The sequence below is a fragment of the Streptomyces hygroscopicus subsp. hygroscopicus genome, from assembly GCF_001553455.1.
In the GTDB taxonomy this organism is placed as follows: Bacteria; Actinomycetota; Actinomycetes; order Streptomycetales; family Streptomycetaceae; genus Streptomyces; species Streptomyces hygroscopicus.
The window spans coordinates 1-646 of sequence record NZ_BBOX01000184.1 but is presented as its reverse complement, the minus strand read 5'-3'; the positions used below and the strand labels follow the sequence as shown (position 1 = coordinate 646).

Here is a 646-nt window from a genome sequence, read left to right as displayed (position 1 = left end):
CCGCGACCACGCCTCGCCCAGCGAGACCCAGAAGCGGTCAAGACCGCCCTCGTCACGCCGCAGCGACCCGATCGCGGCGGCCTCCCGGCCCGCGTCCTCGGCCGTCTCCTGCACCCCCACCGTCAGGACGGGGTGCGCGCTGGACTCGATGAACACCCCGAAGCCCTCGTCCAGCAACCGCCGGACGGCACCCTCCAACTCCACCGTGCGCCGCAGATTGGTGAACCAGTACTCCGCGTCCAGCTCCGGACCCTCGACCCACTCCCCCGTGACAGTGGACAGGAACGGCACCTCCGCCGCCCTCGGCTGCACCGGCGCCAGCAGCTCCAGCAACTCCGCACGCAGCAGCTCCACCTGCGCGGAATGCGAGGCGTAGTCCACCGGCACCCGACGCGCCCGCACCTCATCGGCCTCGCAGGACGCCACCAGCTCATCCAGCGCCGCCGGCTCACCCGAGACCACCACCGAGGACGGCCCGTTGACCGCCGCCACCGAGATCCGCTCCTCCCCCCACGCCGCAATCCGCTCCCGTACGTCGGCCACCGGCAGGGCCACCGACACCATGCCGCCCTTGCCCGCCAGCACCCGGCCGATCACCTGGCTCCGCAACGCCACCACACGGGCGGCGTCCCGCAACGACAGAATC

General features: G+C 72.6%; 1 protein-coding gene. It reads right to left on the bottom strand.

The annotated features are described in order from the left end of the window. Positions 1 to 646: acyltransferase domain-containing protein (locus AXW62_RS19950; RefSeq protein ID WP_159060921.1), on the bottom strand; the 646-nt coding region annotated here is incomplete at both ends.